The 19,295-nt window shown below is 43.1% G+C and carries 18 protein-coding genes; 13 read left to right on the top strand and 5 right to left on the bottom strand.

Going from position 1 to position 19,295, the window contains the following annotated elements; all coding sequences use genetic code 11:
* Positions 1-56 precede the first annotated feature (56 nt).
* Positions 57-932: an endonuclease/exonuclease/phosphatase family protein gene (locus ACED46_RS03800; RefSeq protein WP_017064569.1), complete on the bottom strand. Its 876-nt coding sequence runs from the start codon at positions 930-932 to the stop codon at positions 57-59.
* Positions 933-1,235: 303 nt separating this feature from the next.
* Between ACED46_RS03800 and nrdD the strand changes: the two genes are divergently transcribed.
* The 5 genes from nrdD to ACED46_RS03775 all read left to right on the top strand — a co-directional run bounded on the left by nrdD (position 1,236) and on the right by ACED46_RS03775 (position 8,058).
* The gene (gene nrdD, locus ACED46_RS03795) at positions 1,236-3,356 is read left to right on the top strand and encodes an anaerobic ribonucleoside-triphosphate reductase (protein WP_102394372.1); all 2,121 of its coding nucleotides are present in this window, start codon (positions 1,236-1,238) and stop codon (positions 3,354-3,356) included.
* 155 nt (positions 3,357-3,511) lie between these two features.
* Positions 3,512-3,979 (top strand): anaerobic ribonucleoside-triphosphate reductase-activating protein, encoded by a 468-nt coding sequence (gene nrdG / locus ACED46_RS03790; RefSeq protein WP_102445858.1) that lies wholly within the window; start codon positions 3,512-3,514, stop codon positions 3,977-3,979.
* 265 nt (positions 3,980-4,244) lie between these two features.
* Complete coding sequence (locus ACED46_RS03785) at positions 4,245-5,429, top strand: amino acid aminotransferase (RefSeq protein WP_371720923.1); 1,185 nt, start codon at positions 4,245-4,247, stop codon at positions 5,427-5,429.
* A gap of 11 nt (positions 5,430-5,440) precedes the next feature.
* Complete coding sequence (locus ACED46_RS03780) at positions 5,441-6,127, top strand: RimK/LysX family protein (protein WP_371720922.1); 687 nt, start codon at positions 5,441-5,443, stop codon at positions 6,125-6,127.
* 323 nt (positions 6,128-6,450) lie between these two features.
* Positions 6,451-8,058: an ABC-F family ATPase gene (locus ACED46_RS03775; RefSeq protein ID WP_080582218.1), complete on the top strand. Its 1,608-nt coding sequence runs from the start codon at positions 6,451-6,453 to the stop codon at positions 8,056-8,058.
* Between the two features lie 137 nt (positions 8,059-8,195).
* Here the strand turns inward: ACED46_RS03775 and ACED46_RS03770 are convergent, their stop codons facing one another.
* Entirely contained in the window at positions 8,196-8,720 is a 525-nt protein-coding gene (locus ACED46_RS03770; RefSeq protein ID WP_017060115.1) for a hypothetical protein, read from the bottom strand.
* Between the two features lie 98 nt (positions 8,721-8,818).
* Positions 8,819-9,196: a YgiW/YdeI family stress tolerance OB fold protein gene (locus ACED46_RS03765; protein WP_371720921.1), complete on the bottom strand. Its 378-nt coding sequence runs from the start codon at positions 9,194-9,196 to the stop codon at positions 8,819-8,821.
* Positions 9,197-9,482: 286 nt separating this feature from the next.
* Between ACED46_RS03765 and ACED46_RS03760 the strand changes: the two genes are divergently transcribed.
* The 4 genes from ACED46_RS03760 to modC are packed head-to-tail and all read left to right on the top strand — an operon-like array spanning position 9,483 to position 13,566.
* A complete protein-coding gene (locus tag ACED46_RS03760; RefSeq protein WP_371720920.1) occupies positions 9,483-10,949 on the top strand; it encodes a cobyric acid synthase in 1,467 nt (488 codons plus the stop codon).
* Between the two features lie 56 nt (positions 10,950-11,005).
* Positions 11,006-11,764 (top strand): molybdate ABC transporter substrate-binding protein, encoded by a 759-nt coding sequence (gene modA, locus ACED46_RS03755; RefSeq protein WP_017060111.1) that lies wholly within the window; start codon positions 11,006-11,008, stop codon positions 11,762-11,764.
* Positions 11,765-12,463, top strand: coding sequence for a molybdate ABC transporter permease subunit (gene modB / locus ACED46_RS03750; protein WP_017060110.1), 699 nt, complete (start codon positions 11,765-11,767; stop codon positions 12,461-12,463). It begins immediately after the preceding gene.
* On the top strand, positions 12,460-13,566 hold the full coding sequence (modC, locus tag ACED46_RS03745) for a molybdenum ABC transporter ATP-binding protein ModC (protein WP_017060109.1): 1,107 nt from the start codon (positions 12,460-12,462) through the stop codon (positions 13,564-13,566). The genes modB and modC overlap by 4 nt, the downstream gene beginning before the upstream one ends.
* A gap of 311 nt (positions 13,567-13,877) precedes the next feature.
* Here modC and ACED46_RS03740 read toward each other — a convergent pair whose 3' ends face one another.
* Entirely contained in the window at positions 13,878-14,315 is a 438-nt protein-coding gene (locus ACED46_RS03740) for a DUF3069 domain-containing protein (protein WP_017060108.1), read from the bottom strand.
* A 131-nt stretch (positions 14,316-14,446) separates the two neighbouring features.
* Here ACED46_RS03740 and ACED46_RS03735 point away from each other — a divergent pair, with 131 nt between their 5' ends.
* Together ACED46_RS03735 and ACED46_RS03730 are read left to right on the top strand one after the other, a co-directional pair.
* Positions 14,447-15,418 (top strand): diguanylate cyclase, encoded by a 972-nt coding sequence (locus tag ACED46_RS03735; protein ID WP_371720919.1) that lies wholly within the window; start codon positions 14,447-14,449, stop codon positions 15,416-15,418.
* Between the two features lie 78 nt (positions 15,419-15,496).
* Positions 15,497-16,507, top strand: a complete 1,011-nt coding sequence (locus tag ACED46_RS03730; RefSeq protein WP_029235232.1) for a Solitary outer membrane autotransporter beta-barrel domain — start codon at positions 15,497-15,499, stop codon at positions 16,505-16,507.
* Positions 16,508-16,651: 144 nt separating this feature from the next.
* On the opposite strand, the gene ACED46_RS03725 is transcribed toward ACED46_RS03730, so the two are convergent.
* Entirely contained in the window at positions 16,652-17,893 is a 1,242-nt protein-coding gene (locus ACED46_RS03725) for a GGDEF domain-containing protein (RefSeq protein ID WP_371720918.1), read from the bottom strand.
* A 476-nt stretch (positions 17,894-18,369) separates the two neighbouring features.
* On the opposite strand from ACED46_RS03725, the gene ACED46_RS03720 reads away from it, so the two are divergent.
* Both ACED46_RS03720 and ACED46_RS03715 read left to right on the top strand, forming a co-directional pair.
* Positions 18,370-18,738, top strand: a complete 369-nt coding sequence (locus ACED46_RS03720) for a late competence development ComFB family protein (protein ID WP_017060104.1) — start codon at positions 18,370-18,372, stop codon at positions 18,736-18,738.
* A gap of 39 nt (positions 18,739-18,777) precedes the next feature.
* Entirely contained in the window at positions 18,778-19,059 is a 282-nt protein-coding gene (locus tag ACED46_RS03715; protein WP_004731023.1) for an HlyU family transcriptional regulator, read from the top strand.
* Positions 19,060-19,295: the final 236 nt, after the last annotated feature.

Here is a 19,295-nt window from a genome sequence, read left to right as displayed (position 1 = left end):
TATTTACTGTTTCTATTATTTTCAGTTATCTACAATCTGCTGTTATCTAAAATCTACTATTTAATAGTCGTTGAAACTGGGCAGTGGTCACTGAGTTTGTAGTCCAGAACATCTTGTGTTTCAAATACCTTCTGCTTTGCAGGAGAAGCATTTAGCGACTCACTCACCACAATATGATCAATAACAGAGCGGAACTGATGTGTGCGATAATTGTTGCGGTTAGAGCGTACCTTACAATCTGCACGGGTCTTTCGTGTCGCTAACTGCGCATCAGTATATTGTGATAACTCTTTCCACATCCAATCTCGTGAGTAAGCGAGGTTATGGTTAAAGTCGCCAAGAATGGCGTAGTCTTCGTTATTGCGCTCTCTTTGCTTTATCCACTTGTTCAGTTGCTGAGCTTGCTCTTTTAAACGAGAGCAATCGCGGTTGGACTTATACGCTCCGCTACAACCTGCCTTTAAATGCACAGACAACATGTGAATGGGTTTAAAGTTTGTTTCTACAACGATATAGCTGGCAAACCTAAGTTTACTGTTGGATGTGGTTTCAAGCGGAAAGTCAGCGTAGTCGGTGAGGGCTACTCCTTTACGAACTGCAAATCCCGTGTATTGGTTCACTTCTTTAAATTGGCGGTTGCTGTTCTTAGATAGCGCCCGGTCAGACATCAATATCTTGTATTGATCACCAGCCACACGCTGAATGGCATTTACGTTATCGACTTCTTGAAACGCAACCACGTCTGCGTCTAAGGATTGAAAATAAGTTGCGAGTTTGTCGAAATCAGCTTGATCACGTTTGTCAGAAAACTTATTCACAGCCTCGTTGGTTGATAACCATTCGATATTCCAACTGGATATGGTCAAAGGTTCAGCAAATGTCTGGCTACTGAGTAAGCAGCCTAACATTATCCAGTTTTGAAGTCGTTTCATGCCAAATATCCCTAATTTTGTCTGCCAATATTGATGAGCCGTTATCCTACAACACTTACCAAAAATTCAACTCTTTTTAGGAGTTTTTTTATTGTTACATTGTTTCTTTTCGACTTGAGAACTAGCGTAATAATATTGAATTGATCTTAGTCAGCGTTCTCTTTTTATTGATCCAAATCAATACTCAAAGTTGGTGGTTCTCGTTAAATACGCCACAATATCTAGTGTTAGTTAAACGATAAATCGCTCTATATAGTGTGTTTGTGGATAAGTCTGTGAATACCTCAAGAGTAAGGAGAAGTGGTGAAATCAATCGTAATCAAGCGTGATGGCTCAAGAGCTCCATTCAGTAGAGATCGCATCCAAGCTGCAGTGGAAGCAGCATCAGACAAAGCCGATAAGGAAATTGCTATTTATGCACTGAATGTGGCATTAGCAGTTGAGTTGAAGCTCGAAGACTACGATGAAGTTCATATCTCTGAAATTCAAACCATGGTCGAGAACGAGCTAATGCAGGGACCATACAAGTCTCTGGCTCGTGCCTACATTGAATATCGTCATGACCGCGACATCGCCCGTGAGAAGCAAAGCGCTTTAACTCGTGAGATCGAAGGTTTGATCGAAGAAAGCAACGTTGATCTAATCAATGAAAACGCGAACAAAGATGGCAAAGTAATCCCAACTCAGCGTGACCTGCTGGCGGGTATCGTGGCTAAACACTATGCGAAAACTCACATTTTGCCACGTGATATCGTACATGCTCACGAATGTGGTGATATTCACTACCACGATCTAGACTACGCACCGTTCTTCCCAATGTTTAACTGCATGCTTATCGATCTGAAAGGCATGTTAACGCATGGCTTCAAGATGGGTAACGCGGAAATCGACACACCTAAGTCTATTTCTACGGCGACAGCGGTAACCGCGCAGATCATCGCGCAAGTGGCGAGTCACATCTACGGCGGCACAACGATTAACCGCATCGATGAGGTTCTTGAACCTTACGTTATGGCGAGCTACGAGAAGCACTTATCGCTAGCGAAAGAGTGGGACATTCATAGCCCAGAAGCTTTTGCTATCTCTCGCACAGAGAAAGAGTGTTACGACGCGTTCCAATCTCTGGAGTACGAAGTAAACACGCTGCACACCGCTAATGGTCAAACACCATTCGTGACGTTTGGTTTTGGTTTAGGTGAAAGCTGGGGCTCGAAATTGATTCAGCAATCAATCTTGAAAAACCGCATTGCAGGTTTGGGTAAGAACCGTAAAACAGCCGTGTTCCCTAAACTGGTATTTGCGATCAAAGATGGTTTGAACCACCAGAAGCAAGATCCAAACTACGACATCAAGCAATTAGCGCTAGAGTGTGCGTCTAAGCGTATGTACCCAGACATTCTTAACTACGACAAAGTAGTAGAAGTGACAGGGTCATTTAAAACTCCTATGGGTTGTCGTAGCTTCTTGAATACTTATGAAGAAAATGGTGAGTTGATTCACGAAGGCCGTAACAACTTAGGTGTTGTTAGCTTGAACTTGCCACGTATTGCGATTAACGCAAAACAAGATATGGCTAAGTTCTACGAACTGCTTGATGATAAACTCAAGCTGGCTCGTCGTGCATTAGAAACTCGTATTTCTCGTCTAGAAAACGTGAAAGCACGTGTTGCTCCAATCCTATACATGGAAGGTGCATGTGGCGTTCGCTTGAAAGCAGACGACTCTATTGCCGATATCTTCAAGAACGGCCGCGCGTCTGTTTCTCTTGGTTACATTGGTATCCACGAAGCGATGACAGCACTTTACGGTACTGACGTTCACCTGTATGACGATGGCGAAATGCGTGCTAAAGCGCTTGAGCTGGTGGAGTACATGAAGCGTGAAGTGGAATCTTGGACGAAAGAGACAGGTTACGCATTCAGCCTATACGGCACACCAAGTGAAAACCTATGTAGCCGTTTCTGCAGCATCGACACCAAAGAATTTGGTGTGATTGATGGTGTGACAGACCGTGGTTACTACACCAACAGCTTCCACTTAGATGTGCAGAAGACAGTGAACCCATACGACAAGATCGATTTCGAGATGCCTTATCCTGAAATTTCTAGCGGTGGTTTTATCTGTTACGGCGAATTCCCGAACATGCAGAAGAACATCGAAGCACTAGAAAACGTATGGGATTACAGCTACACACGTGTTCCTTACTACGGCACTAACACACCGATTGATGAGTGTTACGAATGTGGTTACAACGGTGAGTTCGACTGTACAAGTAAGGGCTTTACGTGTCCTAAATGTGGCAACCATGACTCAACCAAAGTATCGGTGACGCGCCGTGTTTGTGGTTACCTTGGTAGCCCAGATGCACGACCATTTAACTTCGGTAAGCAAGAAGAAGTTAAACGCCGCGTGAAGCATCTTTAGTAAGCTCTAAGATTATTAGCTAGCTTACTTAGAAGAGCTACGTTTCAAGAAATATGTTTGGTATCGGCGCTATGTCGATACCAATTCATTTGTTTCAACTCTCGCTACTTTTCGAGTTAAACCATTAAGCCATCACGAGTTTTCAATACTGCCTTATGAATTATCACCAATATCACCCAATCGACGTTGTAAATGGCCCTGGAACACGCTGCACTTTGTTTGTGTCGGGTTGTGTACACCAGTGTCGCGGGTGTTATAACCAATCAACGCAACGATTGGACTCTGGGCATTTGTTTACTCAAGAACTGCAAGACCAAATTATCGCTGATCTCAATGATCCGCGAATCAAGCGTCGTGGCTTATCGCTTTCTGGTGGCGATCCTCTGCATCCTGCAAACGTGTCTGAAGTGCTTAAGCTTGTTCAGCGTGTAAAAGCAGAATGTGAAGGTAAAGACATCTGGATGTGGACTGGCTATGAGCTCGATGAGCTGGATGATAAACAGAAGCAAGTATTGGAATACGTTGATACCCTGATTGACGGTCGTTTCGAACAAGATAAAGCGGATCCAATGTTAGATTGGCGTGGTAGCTCAAACCAAATCATCCATCGGTTCCAGCTTTAGTGGACTAACGTAAATTTACGACATACTACACTAGTACAAATAGTTAGCCTCAGCCCTCTGCTGAGGCTTTTTTATTTTATGACGTAGTTAAATTTGTAAATTGATGGAATATTGAACTATCTGGAGTAGGGATTGCTAGGATGTACTGGATTCAACTAGAGTTATCTCCTAAAAATCAAAACTTTGATGAATTTCTGTTTCTTAAATTGTAAATAAAATGATAACTTGGAGGTCATTACTTGAATTTCAAAGGGTTGTGACTTTCATGTTTTCACATCTACCAAAACCAACTTTAGATCCAATTCTATCTCTTTCTGTTGCTTACCGCGGCGATACTCGTACTGATAAAGTCGACTTAGGCATTGGCGTTTACAAAAACGATCAAGGCGAAACTCCGATCATGAAAGCCGTTTCTATGGCTCAAGATATCGTTGTTGAGACTCAGAAAACCAAAGCTTACGTTGGCCTAGCAGGCTGTGAAGAGTTTAACCAGAGCATGGTTGATCTGCTGCTTAAAGGGACTTCTGCAATGGATCGCGTAGCTGCGATTCAAACACCGGGTGCAAGTGGTGCACTTCGCATGTTGGGTGACTTAATGAAAGTTTCTCAACCAGACACCACGGTTTGGATTTCAAACCCAAGCTACGTTAACCACAAACCTGTGATGGAAGCGGCAGGCTTAAAAGTTCGATATTACAATTACTTCAGTCCTGAAACGAAGCAAGTTGATACTGCAAGAATGTTGGATGATCTTTCAAAAGCGGGTCCATCAGACGTGGTACTACTGCACGGTTGCTGTCATAACCCAACGGGTGCGGATATCAACTTTGAAGCGTGGCAGGAAATCACCAAATTATCTCAGAAGAATGGTTTCTTACCGTTCGTTGATATTGCCTACCAAGGCTTTGGTGATGGCTTAGAAGAAGACGCAAAAGGTCTTCAACACATGGCTAACAACGTCGAAGAGATGTTGATTACGACATCTTGCTCGAAGAACTTCGGTTTATACCGTGAAAGAACGGGTGCCGCTATCGTGATTGGCAAAAACAGCGAACACGTTGGCAATGCTAAAGGTAAGCTTCTAACGCTTGCTCGTTCAACTTACACAATGCCGCCAGATCATGGTGCAGCTTTGGTGAAAACAATTCTTCAGAATCAAGAGCTAACCTCGATTTGGGAGCAAGAATTGAGTGAAATGCAGCAACGTTTGTTAAATCTGCGCCAAAGTTTATGTGATGAATTGCGAAATACTTATAACACGTCACAATTTGACTTCATTGAAAGCCATAAAGGCATGTTTAGTGTACTAGGCTTTAAAGAAACTCAAATGAATCAATTACGTGAAGAATATGGAGTCTATGGTGTTGGTGATGGACGCATCAATATCGCAGGCCTTTCCGAATCTCATATTCCTTATGTAGCAAAAGCGATAGCAAACGTTTCAAAATAGAAGGTGACTGAATGTATAATTGGAAAGCGATTGTAGTTTTAATGCTAAGTGGTGGCCTGTTTGCTTGTTCGGCTACAACTCAAGCTCCTGTTGAGCCAGAGCAAAAGCCTCAAATCGAACAACCTGTTGTGGATGACTCTTCAAAAACTGACGCAACAGAAGGCGAGAAAGTAACGGAACCTACTGAGAAGCCTGAAGAAGTAAAACCAACTGAGCCGGAAGTAAAACCTGCACCTGTTGAAAAACCAGTAGAGAAGGTTAGAAAAACAAGTGACGGCAAACTGATTCTTGGTGAAGAAGAGTGGGTGTTTGTTCCTGGTTTAAAAGAAGCGTTTAAAGCACGTGTCGATACCGGTGCAACAACCTCTTCAATCAGTGCAGTTGATATTGTTGATTTTGAACGTGACGGCAAAGACTGGGTTAAGTTCAAGATTGAACACGACGGAATTACAACTGAAGAGATCAGCTTACCAGTAGAACGCTGGGTTAAGATCAAGCAATCAAGTGCAGAAGGCACACAACGACGCGCTGTGGTTGTAGTTTCGATTCAAATTGGCGATCTAAAAGACAAAACTGAATTTACGCTAGCCGACCGAACGCATCTTTCTTTCCCACTTCTGTTGGGTAGAAGCTTCTTTAGAGATGTTGCGGTTGTCGACGTGAGCAAAAAATACGTTCAGAAGAAAATTACTAAATAACAAGTTCTGCTCGTCATCAAAGCTTTTCGTTTGAAGAGCTATAGTTTCAAAGGTGACGAGCTTAAAAGACTTTTAGTGTTGATAAATGAAATCCCTACCAGTTCTGCTGGTGGGGATTTTTTTATTTACACCCCATAACGTATGAAAAGCATCTAAATGGTCTATGTTTACTATTCGTTTACTGTTTAGCCTCGACAACGTGATCGAGATCTCTATATAATCCGCGCTTCGATTTTTGTTTAATCCATACTTTCGTACTTCTTATTTAGGTTCTTGAAATAGCCTAATAATTATCTGTCAGTACACGCTTAGGAATTAGTTCTTTGATATCTACCGCGAACATCACAATGCAATTTGGCGCAGAGCCGCTGTTTGAAAACATCTCTGCTAAATTTGGTAACGGCAACCGTTATGGTTTGATCGGCGCTAATGGTTGCGGCAAATCAACGTTCATGAAAATCCTAAGTGGCGCATTAACGCCAAGCTCGGGCAACGTTTCTATCACTCCAGGAGAAAAGCTGGGTGTGCTAAGCCAAGATCAGTTCGCTTTCGAACAGTACAGCGTTATCGACGTTGTGATCATGGGTGACAGAAAGCTGTGGGAAGTAAAACAAGAACGTGACCGCATTTACTCTTTGCCAGAAATGAGCGAAGACGATGGCATGAAAGTCGCTGAGCTTGAAAGCGAATTCGCGGAAATGGATGGCTACACAGCAGAAAGCCGTGCTGGCGACATCCTAATTCAAGCGGGTATTGAAGAAGAGTTCCATTTCGGCTTGATGCAGCAAGTAGCTCCAGGTTGGAAACTGCGTGTGCTATTGGCACAAGCTCTGTTTGCAAACCCAGATATCCTGCTTCTTGATGAACCAACCAACAACTTGGACATTCACACGATCAACTGGCTTGCTGAAGAGCTAAACCAGCGTAAATGTACAATGATCATCATTTCGCACGATAGACACTTCCTGAACTCTGTGTGTACACACATGGCAGACATCGACTACGGTGAGCTACGTGTTTACCCTGGTAACTACGAGTACTTCCTAGAAGCATCTGGCTTGATTCGTGAACAGCTTCTAGCAAGCAACGCTAAGAAAGCGGCTGAAATCAGCGAGCTTCAAGATTTCGTAAACCGTTTTGGTGCTAACGCATCTAAAGCAAAACAAGCAAGCTCTCGCGCTAAGAAAATGGATAAGATCACGCTTGATGAAGTGAAATCATCGAGCCGTATGAGCCCATCTATTGATTTTGGCGAAGGTAAGAAACTACACCGTCAAGCGCTTGAACTTCAAGACCTTGGTCACGGCTTCGATGGCGAAACATTGTTTGCCGGTGGTAACTTGCTGCTTGAAGCGGGTACTCGTCTTGCGGTTATCGGTGAGAACGGTGTAGGTAAAACCACGCTGCTACGTTGCCTAGTTCAAGAGCTAGAGCAAAACGAAGGTATCGTAAAATGGTCTGAAAACGCATCTGTAGGCTACTGCCCACAAGATAGTACGTCTGACTTTGATAACGACCTGAGCATCTTCGATTGGATCTCACAATGGCGCACAGTGAAGCACGATGACCTTATGGTACGTGGCATTCTAGGTCGCCTATTGTTTACTGCTGACGATGCGAACAAAAAAGCGCGTAACTGTTCTGGTGGTGAGAAGAACCGTCTGTTATTCGGCAAGCTAATGATGCAAGACATCAACGTGCTTGTAATGGACGAACCAACCAACCACATGGACATGGAAGCAATCCAAGCCCTGAACGACGCGTTGAAGGTTTACACTGGCACGCTTATCTTCGTAAGCCATGACCGAGAGTTCGTTTCTTCATTAGCAACACACATCATCGATGTAAAAGATCAACAGCTAGTGAGCTTCCAAGGTACTTATGAAGAGTACTTAGATCACCAGAAAAAGATGCTGATGGTTAGCTTATAAAGCAAGTCGCTGGCTCAGGTCGTGAACGACTAAAAGCCAGCGAAACTAACAAACAAAAAAGCCCCGAACATTAATATGTTCGGGGCTTTTCTATGTAATACGTTTAGCTATTTATTACTCAGTAATTGAAATCTAGATTAGAATCCGAATCGAGCCGACATTAAGATTTGGTGGCCATATGTGCCGTTATTGCGCATATCAAGACCAACAGACAGTTGATCAGTTGAATGGAAACGAGCACCGATACCCAAAATTGAACGAGTGTCATCGTTGTCGATCAGTTGACCAAGGCGTGCGTTAACTTCAACGTTTGCCATTAACCAAGCTCTCAAGCCAAGGTTAATTTCTGTTTTGATGTGGTTATCGTCATTCCGTTCAATGTTGTGCAGTAACATTTGGCCAGTAACGTCAGCAAATTGACTGATTGGGCCGTTGAATCCCATACCTACCGCTGCATCCCAATCACTTTCAAATTCTGAATCGATACGAGCAACAAAATGAGAGTTCTGAGTGAACATTGTTGTGACTTCACCACCGAAAGTACTTGGGCTAGTACCCATGCGCAGCTCGAATGTGTTGTAGTTAAAGTTGTTTGCAGACGCAGAGAATGAACACAGTGCAGCGAGTCCTAAAAGGACAGTCTTATTCGTGCAACCTAGCATGGTGACTCCATATAAATTGTATTTTGCGGCAGTATAATACAAAAAAGCCCGCAATATGCAGGCCAATTATTTGAAGTCGGTATTTTTATATTAATCGCTTATAGAACCTGGATGTGGTCCACTTCGATTTCAGGTGTCTTACCACCTTCATATTCACCGAAGATACGAACTTTTGTATCAGCGGTCAGTGGTTGTGCTAGGCGGATATCATCATCAAGTTCGATTTGAATTTCACTCTGGCCATCAGAGAAGACAAACGTGTCATTCTTAAGTTGACGAACGATCTTGCCATCCACAATTGCTTCTTGCTCTGCGAACATGCTTGTGTCGGCAAGTAGTGTCGCAACAGAAACGGTTTCAATTGGGCCAGTATAAGCAATAGCGCTTTCGTGCTTGTTGCTGTTGTGGTCACTAGCCATTGCGAAAGTAGGAACAAGGATAATAGTAGATGCGATAGCTAATACAGTTTTTTTCATGGTGAATCCCTTAATGTTGTTTTTAGTAGAAACGTTTTTCTGAATTTGAAACGTTTCTTTTCGTTAGTACGTTTTTTGTTGAAGCGCCTGTTATCGTTCACAAGCTTCGTTTCGATGGAGCTATTAAACAACACTGGGGTTGAATCCAGAGTGAGTAACACATTCATTTTCCATTCATTTTATTGAGCATCTACTCGGCAATGACGTTAAGATGGTCGCAGAGAAATATTGCCCACTGCTATAAATTGAAAATTAAGAAATTAAGAAATTAAGGATTTAAGTACAAATGCGAGCACCATTAAGTGCCCTTATGGTTCAAGGGACAACGTCAGATGCCGGAAAAAGTGTTTTGGTGGCAGGTTTATGCCGTGTTTTGGCAAGGAAAGGAATCAAAGTGGCACCTTTTAAGCCACAAAACATGGCGTTGAACAGTGCTGTGACAAAAGATGGTGGCGAAATTGGTCGCGCTCAAGCGGTTCAGGCGCAAGCTTGCAATATAGAGCCAACCGTTCACATGAACCCTGTATTGTTAAAGCCTAATTCAGATACCGGCGCGCAAGTGATTCTGCAAGGCCGAGCGCTGAGCAACATGGAAGCGACGGGTTATCATGATTACAAGAAAGTGGCGATGGATACAGTTATCGATTCGTTTGACCGACTTTCTGAAGAATATGAAAGCGTGATGATTGAAGGTGCGGGGAGCCCAGCCGAAATCAATCTTCGTGAAAATGATATCGCTAACATGGGATTTGCTGAGAAAGCGGACATCCCTGTGATCATCGTTGCTGATATTGACCGTGGTGGCGTTTTTGCGCATCTCTACGGGACATTAGCTCTATTGTCTGAATCTGAACAAGCTCGTGTAAAAGGCTTTGTGATAAATCGTTTTAGAGGCGATATCGCACTGCTTCAATCTGGCCTAGATTGGCTAGAGGAAAAAACCGGCAAGCCTGTGATTGGTGTGTTGCCATATCTGCATGGTTTTAACTTAGAAGCGGAAGATGCCATTACCTCTGCTCAAGAGTCTTACGGAGAAGCTAAGCTTAAGGTGGCGGTGCCAGTGCTAACCCGAATCAGCAACCATACAGACTTTGACGCGTTAAGATTGAATCCTTCGATTGATTTACGTTATGTCGGTAAAGGCGAACGTGTAAACAATGCTGATTTAATTATCTTGCCGGGTACAAAGTCGGTAAGAGCAGATTTGGATTACCTAAGAGAACAAGGCTGGGATAAAGATATTCAACGCCACCTGCGCTTAGGCGGCAAAGTGATGGGTATCTGCGGTGGCTACCAAATGTTAGGTAACATCATCCACGATCCTGATGGCGTTGAAGGGGAACCCGGCAGCAGCGAAGGGTTAGGGTATCTGGATACTGAAACGACCCTTACACAGCAGAAAACCTTAACCAACGTACGCGGCACCATGACGCTGGATGGCAAAACAGCACAAGTAAAAGGGTATAAAATCCACGTAGGTAGGACTGATGTCAAAGAAACAGCCTTACCGGTTCAGTTAGAATCTGGCAGCCTAGATGGCGCTGTGAATCAAGATAACTCGATTTTTGGTACTTACTTGCATGGCGTATTCGACAACAGTGATGCGTTGTCGCTTATTTGCGAATGGGCAGGAGCCAACGATGTGACCGCGATTGACCACGAACAGCTTAAAGAGCTGGGTATTAATCGAATCGCTGATGCCATCGAAGAGTACTTAAATCTTGATCTGCTTTGGTCAGAGTTAACAGCTTAAGCCGCCATTTAGAAGTTAGCTAAAGAACTTAAACGAACAATAGATAAGTGATAACAATGAAAAAGCGAGTCTTCCTTTTAACCATGGCTTTAACTTCGGCATTGAGTTCTAGTCATCTTTTTGCTGCGGAAAAGCTACGAGTTTACGCTGCATCGTCGATGACCAATGCGGTTAATCTGTTGGTTGAAGAGTTTGAGAAAGACCATTCTGTCGATGTGATTCCTGTGTACGCGAGTACGTCGTCTTTGGTGCGACAAATCGAAAGAGGAGCACCAGCAGACATTTTTATCTCGGCAAATGAGAAATGGATGACGCATTTAGTCGATCGTAAATTGGTTTATAGTGACAATGTCACAAACCTATGTGAAAACGAACTGGTGCTGATTGCTCCTAAAGAGACATCGGTAACGTTAGACCTATCAAAAGGTGAACAATGGGCTAAACTGCTTACTAATGAAAGGCTTGCAGTGGGTAACACCATGTCGGTTCCTGCTGGTATCTATGCAAAAGAAGCGTTAGAAACGTTAGGTGTATGGGACGATGTGAAAACTCGATTGGCACCAAGTAACAATGTTCGTATGGCCTTAGCCTTAGTCGAGCGCAGTGAAGCTAAGCTTGGCATTGTCTACAAAACGGATGCGTTGCTTTCTAAAGAAGTAAACCTAGTGTCGACCTTCCCATCAGATCTGCACACACCAATACGTTACCCTGTAGCGAAGTTGAGTGATAAAGTTGTGGCAGAAGAGTTCTATACTTTCCTAAAGAGCGAAAAAGCGAAAGACACCTTGAACAGTTTTGGATTTGAAGTGCGTTAAATGATGTATTTATCGGAATACGAATACCAAGCCTTAATGCTGAGCTTAAAAGTCGCTGGGTTTGCAATCTTATGGCTTATCCCTATCGGTATTGGCTTAGCATGGCTACTTGCTAAGAAACAATTTGTAGGTAAGAGCATTGTTGAGAGTATTGTCCATTTACCTTTGGTACTTCCACCTGTAGTTATTGGCTATTTACTGCTAGTGATGATGGGCAGGCAAGGTATCATAGGTTCGTGGCTCAATGACGTGTTTGGTATTGTATTCAGCTTTAGCTGGAAGGGCGCGGCACTCGCTTGTGTGGTTGTGGCGTTGCCGCTGATGGTTCGCTCTATTAGATTGAGCCTAGAAACCGTAGACAGTAAGCTTGAAGAGGCGGCTGCTACATTAGGCGCTTCACCTCTTCGTGTGTTTTTCACGATCACTTTACCCTTGATGATCCCAGGGGTCATTACCGGCACCATGCTTTCATTCGCAAGAAGCCTAGGGGAGTTTGGCGCGACCATCAGCTTCGTTTCAAATATTCCCGGTGAAACTCAAACCATTCCTTTGGCTATGTATACCTTTATTGAAACCCCTGGCGCTGAAATGGAAGCCGCGCGTTTGTGTGTCATTTCTATTGTGATAGCGCTGGGTTCATTGATGCTATCTGAGTGGCTCAACAAAAAGTCAGCACAACGCTTGGGAGGCAATGCATGAGTGCTTTGATCCTCCAATATCAACAACAACTTGGTGAAACGTTCTTTGATATCGACTTGGAATTACCAAGTAGCGGCATTACGGCAATTTTTGGTCGTTCTGGCGCGGGTAAAACCTCACTTATCAATGCAATCAGTGGCCTTAAACAGCCCGATAAAGGTCTGATCAGCGTATCTGGAACCACACTGTTCGATAGTGAAAATGGCATTAATTTGCCGACTCACAAACGCAACGTCGGTTATGTGTTCCAAGAGTCGCGATTGTTTCCACATATGAAGGTGGCAGCGAACCTTAAATACGGTATGAAAAGCGTCGATCAAGCGCACTTTGAGCAAATAGTCTCGCTGTTGTCTTTGGGTTCATTGCTTGACCGATACCCAGCTCGTTTGTCTGGCGGTGAGAAGCAACGTGTGGCGATTGGCCGCGCTTTGTTATCAAAGCCGAGCATTTTGTTGATGGATGAGCCTTTAGCGTCTCTCGACTTGCCTCGTAAGCGCGAAGTGATGCCATTTCTGGAAAACTTATCCGAAACCGTCCAAATACCGATCATCTATGTCACTCATAGCCTCAATGAAATTTTACGCTTGGCAAATCACCTTGTGATTATTGACCAAGGCAAAGTGATTTCGTCGGGTGTGACGGAAGAGGTTTGGGCATCGAGAGCCATGCAACCTTGGCAATCTTTCTCAGAGCAAAGCTCGTTGTTTGAAGCGACATTAGCGGAACACAATGACGATTATGCGCTGTCTCGCCTGATGCTAGGAAAGTCGACGTCGTTATGGGTTCAGAAAGTATCGAGTGAGCTTGGTACGACAGTGAGGCTGCAAGTTAGGGCAAATGATGTCTCTATCACGCTAGAACGGCCGAAAGGGACTTCTATACGTAACATCCTTCCTGTCACCATTAAAAGCGTAGAGACGCACCAACAAGGCACAAATAAGCAGAGTGTCGAGGTCGAGCTAGAGTTAGAGTCTGGGTGCTACCTATGGGCAACCATTACATTGTGGGCGCTGGATGAGTTAAATCTAGAAATCGGGCAGCGTGTTTACGCTCAAATTAAAGGTGTGAGTGTCGCTCAAAGAGATATCGCGGTAACGCATTAAACCTGACAAGGTCAGTTTTTCGATATTGCCGCGATACTGCCTGTTATAGGTTCTGAAAATTCGGTCTTGATTCCATGAATGGATACATGCGTCATTTTTATACGGTATAACTGCCAGTTTTGCGCCACACTATATGAGTGTTAAAGCATATGGTTTGTCGAATCATATGAACATTAGCAACAAGAACATACAGACGTAACGATCGACGAACAGAAAATAGCGGATATAAAAAAGCCGCGTGTTTAAAGAAACATGCGGCTTAATTCTAAGTAGTACTGTTAGCGCTTAGCCTAGTTTAGGCGACTAGCGACTTACTTAGTAAAAACTTCTTTGAAATCACGCTTCAAGATTGCATCACGACGAGCTTTCTTGATTTGTTTAACCATGTCTTTTACACAGTTGTGTAGAACTTGGTCTAGCAGTTGAGCACGGTACTCTTCTTTTTCTTCGTCAGACATGTCTTCTGGAAGTTTAAGAGTAGGGAACTCTTCCATCACGTTAACACCAGCGAAAGCTTGGCTAACTGAGATTAGAGCGTGGAACTGCTCGAAGTTGTCTAAAACATTTTGTGCGCTTGCTGGAAGACTATCCCAAGCTTCGCGTACTGCTTCTTCAGACACTTCGTGAATAGAAGTAACCATAAAGTGCATCTCTTTTGGTACGCCATCAAATTCGATAACTTGACGAAGTTCTGGTGAGATGGTGGTTAAATCGATTTCTTGTTGTTCGTTGTTTGTAGCGTCTGACATAGTATTTCTCTTTAAAAAGAAACAATGCTAAAAAGATCTGTAAAAAAGTCAATATAATATAGAGATTAGGGCATGATTTAAGCCCAAATTTGAGCTACTTTGAATATTCAACACTAGATAAAGGTGATGTGATGATAGAAAAGGGATCTTCAATGCGCATATTGCTGGTTGATGACGTTCAACTAGACAGGATGCAACTTGCTATCCGACTCAAGCAACTGGGTCATATTGTAGAAGCTGTCGGTAGCGGAAAAGAAGCCCTGAGTGTTTATTCTGATTTTGATCCTGAACTCGTGTTACTTGATATCAGCATGCCTGATATGGATGGTTTTGAAGTGGCGAATGAGGTTCGAAGCCGATTCCCAGAATGGGTTCCCATCATCTTTCTTAGTGGTCACGAAGAACCTGAGATGATCGCAAAAGCGATTGACGCTGGTGGCGATGATTACCTGATCAAGCCAGTAAACAAGGTTGTTTTGAATTCTAAGCTGATTGCGATGCAACGTATCGCGCACATGAGACGAGAGCTAAAACAAAGCACAGCCAAACTCGAAGAACTGAACATCCTTCTGCAGCAACAAGCCAACGAAGATGGCCTGACCAAATTGTATAACCGTCGATATATGGATACTAAGCTTGAAGAGAGCATAGCGTGGCACGGAAGACGTAATATATCCATGACAGTCATACTTCTAGATGTAGACTTCTTTAAGCCTTACAACGATAATTATGGTCATATTCAAGGGGATAAGTGCTTACAAGGGCTTGCTAATACCTTGAAACAGCTGTTTGTTCGTGCGGGAGAATTTGTAGGTCGTTATGGCGGTGAAGAGTTTGTTCTGATTCTTAGCGATACAGACAGTGAAGGCGCTAAGGTACACGCGACTCGAGTTAAAGAGGCATTGCATGAGATGAACTACACTCATGAACACTCAACGGTATCGGATAGAGTGACAGCGTCACAAGGTGTGTTGTCATTTGTGCCAGAAGGTGGCGAATCTATTGCGTCTATTTACGAAAAGGTCGATCAAGCGCTTTATCAAGCGAAGCAAAGTGGTAGAAATACCTTTGTGCAACGTAACATTTTGGAGCTTGCGCGTTAGTTGGCGAGCTCTTTTAGATATTTGAATTTATACTTCTAATAGCGTTTGAGCTAGGAAGTGCTTTAAGTGATAAAAGAAATGCCACATTCGAAGTCATTTTCTATGACCAACACATCTTGGACGCTTGCGGTTCCTCTATTTTTTACCGCTTTGGCGACCACTGTTAATGCCAATACGCTATCTGATCTTTTTCGAAAGGATCTAGAGCAGAGCTTTGCCACCAGTGTATTGCTCAACGACACCGATGTTTTCACTTTTGGTATCAATAACTTTGACCCCAATAAAGTGTTTAGTTTGGACAATGAAGACATCGGTTCGAATGATTCGGTAAGTCGTCGCCAAAACATCACCTCCCTGAGTTTGCCTTACACATTTGAATTACCAAGTTACATCGAAGACAACCATCAAGAGGTGACGCTACGCTTGTCTGCATTGCGAATCGAGAACGATGTCGAGTACGCGGCAGCAAACAGAAACGATTTTCAAAAAGAGTCGGTAGTGTCTGGCTACGTCGAATTCGCGAATGTGTCCCAGCTAGACGAATATTGGAGCTTCAGCTCTGCAATCGGTAACCACATCTCTTACTACCGCAATGATTATGAATATCGCGCTTCGTTGCTAAAGCCTATTCAAGACCAACTGGATGGCGTATATCTCAATACTGATGCTTGGGCTTACATCATCGAGCCTAAAATCAAGCTGATGTACGAAGATAAGAATGACTGGGGAAAGTATAAATTGAGCACCAGTTGGCATTACTTTAATGGCATCGGCTGGGGCGAGGCGAATAATGGCAATGTCGGTCATCCTGAAGGGTGGTATATCGCCAATGAAGCCAAGGTTTTCTATGATCTCGTGCGTTGGGATAAGAACATCACTTCGATGTACTCGAGTATAAGACGAATTGATATTGGTGGTGACACCGTGGCATCTATGGGCACCACATCTTACTACGAGGGCAGTGTTGGTTGGTTGCTTAACCCAAACCTGTTTAATGAGTGGGTCGATAACGTGGGAATAGGTTTTACGATTAACTACGGAAGTAGCTTAAAAGGTGGCAGCTTGGTTATCTTCTTCAACCAAGATTAAGCTCTCTTTTTCCAGTTGAGCTATACGGCCTCAAATCAATGAGGCTTGTTGTACTTGAAAGAGATATTTATTGGAGCAGAGTGCTATTAACGTCTTAAGTTATTTAGATCTCTAGCACTCAATATCTTTCGCTATCAACCATTGTTAACGGTCAATACATAGTTTGTTTCGACCGGTTTCTTTCGCTTTATACAGCGCTTGGTCAGCAAGCTTCAACACCTCTTCAGGATGTCTGGTGGTTGTACTATCAGACAATCCAATACTCACCGTCACATTCACCACTTCCGATGGTTTACCGTTCTTGCCACGCTTTTTCATACCCACTTCATGATCGTCGGGGCGCTCATGGCTATTCCGAATCGTCATGTCGTAGTTTTGAACTTCGGAAATCAGAGCTTGAAGGTGCTCTTTAACTTGTTCCGAATGTTTGCCTTTGAAGATAATCGTGAACTCTTCTCCACCATAGCGATAAGCTTTAGCGCCGCCTGTGGTTTCCCTCAGAATGCGTGCCACCAGTTTTAACACATCGTCGCCAATGTCATGTCCGTAGGTATCGTTGAATTGTTTAAAGTGATCAATATCGACCATCGCCATCGAATACTTACGCCCCAAGTGCTTCATATCGACTTCTAAGGCGTGTCGACCGGGAATGTTAGTCAGTTGGTCATTAAAGGCCATATCATGACTAGCGGACATGACATAGACGATGATCAACGTGCCTGACAACGAGAACATGGTGCTCGAGATGTACTGAACGTCGAAGAAGATGAACGTGCAAGAAGAAAGCAGGATAGCGCTATAAACCACAACATCGATAGAGCGGTTATACACCAACACGAGAATGGCAGTAAGGCCAAGTAAGCAAAGGCTATACAACACCAAAACAAAAGGCAGTTTGGAGAAGTCTCTGACAATAAATAGAAGACCATCACTCCATGATTCAAAACCGCCGGCATGGAAGTGAGAGACGATCAATTGTGCCCACACCATAAACAGAACAAGAACGATGGCGTAGAGCAGCATCGACTTTGAGTTTACGCCGTTATCAGGGAAGGCATAAACAAGTAAGCAAGTGACAGGTACTAATGCCGCAAGTAACGAGAGCTCTAATAGCGTTGTGCCAGTATTGAGAGGCGTTTGTAAGCGAACTTGGATGATCAGATAAGCGACAAGCATGGTCACCGATACCATCGCCATTCGACCTTGTCTGAACGTATGGCATAGCAGAACCGCAACGCTCAATAAAATGTAAGGGAGGTTGCTAGCAAACCCTAAATTTGAGTCCGTCACGAGGATGACGTTGTCCATACCAACGAGCAAAATTGTTAACAGGACTAAAGGGAAGCAAAATCGAAATATGCTCGACGTTACAAAAGATGATGCCATTTATGTGGTGAGCCTAACTATATTGATGATCTTATTATTTAATACTTTGCGTAGGATACGGTTAAACAAGCGATTGCCAAGCTTTTTGCCTAAATTAGAGCAAAAACATAGTCATAGGTCGCTATTGGTGCAATCATTTTTATATGTATTTTGAGTTGCTATTAACCTTAGAACGAACTACACAGTATATATGAGAAATTAATTAGTCGTTATAGATACTTAACAAAATCTGCTCTGCTGCTCTTACGTTGGCGCTGTCACTTAAAGGGCTTGATGATCAGTTATCATTGAGTGACCTTTTCATTAAGCGACGAAGATCTGTAATGAAGTCAGAGTAAGATTAAATAATGCCTAAGTTTCAACTATGGACAGTAAAACCTATAACTGAGTTATAGAAAGCTATTAGGAATTGCATGGTTTCAAGTGACTTTAGAAACGACTGCGACTAGAAAAACCGCTACAAATGGAGGTGTGGTATGCAAATTAGTGTTGATGTACATAACTATATGGAAACTCTGGTAGGTCATGTATTGGCTACCGAGGAATATGTGTCTAGTTATACCAACGAACAGTTGGCCGATCTCGCGTGCTTGGCTTTGGGTCAGCTAAAACCTATCTATATTCGTTTTGATATCGATTTTCTGTCAGCATTGCCAGAAGACAAATTGGTGCTCTATAAACGCAATAGTGAGATCGCGGTCAAAAATGCAGAAAGTATGATTATTGACGATCGAAGACGTGAACGTGATGACAATGTGCCTGTTATATTTAGTCAACACAATTTTGACGATGACGTAGAATTGCAATGGTATGAAAAGCCGTTGTTGAACCGTAAACAGTCATGATAGTTTAGGGTGAATACGGTCATTTAAGGAGTAAAAAACGTGGGATTCTTTTCTAGATTATTTGGTGGCAAAGAAAAAACCGAACAAAAAGTAGAGATTGAGCCAGTCGAATATAAGGGTTTCAATATCTATCAAGATGCCATTGCAGAGTCTGGTCAATACCGTGTTGCTGGGCGAATCGAGAAAGAATTCGATGGTGAAATCAAAACTCACCGTTTTATTCGTTCAGATGTTGTTTCAAACAAACAAGATGCCGACGAATTGATGCTCAAAAAATCGCAGATGTTCATCGACCAAATGGGCGACAATATATTTAGCTAGCCAATTAGGGTTAGAATTGATGTTGGTCATAATTTAGAGAGCTTTCAGTGTATATGCTGAAAGCTCTTTTTAGTTTTAGGGACAAAGAACAGCTAGTAGGTTGTTATTAAAAGGATTATTTGCAAGTGGTTTGACCTCTTCGTTCGAGACGGTCGTCATTTATCCAAATGAAGCGCTCAAACTCCATCCAAATCGTTATAAGTAATAACTTTTCCTGTTCTTTGAACAAAACGCTT

The organism is Vibrio sp. 1S139, from assembly GCF_041439475.1.
Classification (GTDB): domain Bacteria; phylum Pseudomonadota; class Gammaproteobacteria; order Enterobacterales; family Vibrionaceae; genus Vibrio; species Vibrio crassostreae_C.
Note: the sequence above shows the minus strand (reverse complement) of the source record. Positions and strands in the feature narration are given on the sequence as shown.